Origin of the sequence: Haloferula sp. A504 (assembly GCF_044385805.1) — a bacterium.
In the GTDB taxonomy this organism is placed as follows: Bacteria; Verrucomicrobiota; Verrucomicrobiia; order Verrucomicrobiales; family Akkermansiaceae; genus Haloferula.
Genome location: NZ_JBISBU010000139.1, coordinates 1 through 1,637, shown reverse-complemented (window position 1 = coordinate 1,637; position 1,637 = coordinate 1). Strand labels below are relative to the sequence as shown.

Annotated in this window: 1 protein-coding gene; it reads right to left on the bottom strand. The window is 58.9% G+C overall.

Annotation, left to right across the window (positions count from 1 at the left end):
• The coding region (locus ACG2LG_RS23800; protein ID WP_396263359.1) for a hypothetical protein at positions 1-1,637 on the bottom strand (1,637 nt) is incomplete at both ends.

Here is a 1,637-nt window from a genome sequence, read left to right as displayed (position 1 = left end):
TCATTCCTGAGAAATCGAGCGTCCCTCCTTCTTTGGGATCGGCATTGAAGCTCCCACTCGGCTGCTCAACTCCAGAGATCTGTTCAACAAGGGACCAGATCGCCTCACCCGTTTCCTCATCGATCCCCAAGTGTTTCATTCTCCACCAGAACCAGTAGCGTTTTGTGCCGAGCGAGAACATCGTGAACATTGCCGAGGTGGCACCCCTCCGGTAGTCCATCCGAAAACTACCATACAGTTTGCGGTTCTTTGCCTTCTTTTCGACCTGGGCCTCATATGCATCGTCGGAAACGCAGGCCGGGTGGAAGAAATCCAGCATGAGTCCCTCCTCTTTCCACCACCATGATTTCTCAACGTCACCCGGCTCCTTGGGCCGCTCATATTCCCCAACCGAGGGGGCGCGGATTTCTCCGTGAAAAACTCCTCCGTAAGGGGTCGGCGCCTTCAGCGACACGCCCACCGCCGGATCCACCTTGAAACTCCCCTTGGCATCGTCCCTCGACACCGTCGGGGGCAGGGTGGTTCCCTCGAAGATGTATTCATACTCCCCTCCGGTCAGCGGAACGCTCAGCTCCTTTGCGGCCTTTCGCTCACGTCGGTCCACCGAGACGGTTGCCCCGATCGAATCGAGCGGCAGGGTGATGCTCGACAAACGACTCCCCCGAGAGTCCAACAGCCAGAAATGGTCGAGCGAAAGTTGATACGGATCCCCGCCTATGATGGGGGTCGATGCCGCTGGGGTGTCGGAGCGGCGGATCACAAGCTCCGCGAAATCGACCCATTGATCGGGAAACTCAACCCTGAGGCTGGGGATGGTCAGCGGGACACCGAGCGAGATCGGCTGATCCTGCTCCACCGCTTCTGATGTCACCTCAAGCGTGCAGGCCGCAATGGGCACCGGATCTTCTCGATTCTCAGAGCCCGTTTCCCCAGCAAGCCCGTCGGCAGACCAAGGCTCTCCCATCAACTGGAGGGTGAACGATCCCTCACCCAACAGCATCGACTGGGGCTCACTGATCGAGGCTTCTACTGAGGTGACAGGTTTTCCCAAGGCATCCAGGATGCGCAGGGCACTGCAGGAATAGCCGGTTCCGAAAGTGCTACCCTCCCAGCGGATCACCATCTCCGCCTTTGCCTCCTTGAAGCCGGGGAACTCGCCTGTGCTTGCCTCTTCCCACGTCAGGTCCAGCGGTTTGTAGCCCAGCTTGGTAAACCGGAAGCTCAAGTCTCGGGGTGGCCACTGATCCCCCAACTCGCTCAGGTAACGATCGTCCACGGAAATTCGACCATCCCAGCCGCCGGGAAGCTCACGGCGTTCGAGGGTTTTCCCCTTGAACAGCACCTCCATCGTCACGGCCTCTGCATCGTCCTGCGGCCGGGCATTCAGCACGAGGTAGACTCCAGGCAAATTCAAGCGTCCATCGACCACATGGCCTTCGAACCCGGCCTTGCCGACGACCCTGCCTGCGTCGGAGACCTCCTCTCCAAAGACAAGCCCGTTCCGCAACTCCAGCGACACTTCGGCATCTTCGTCAGCACTCCAGCGCTCGATTCCAGTCCTCGCACCATCAATGCTGGAAAACAAAAGATCGAAATACTCAGTGACATCGAGGCCATCCGCACGAACCGAGAAGGTT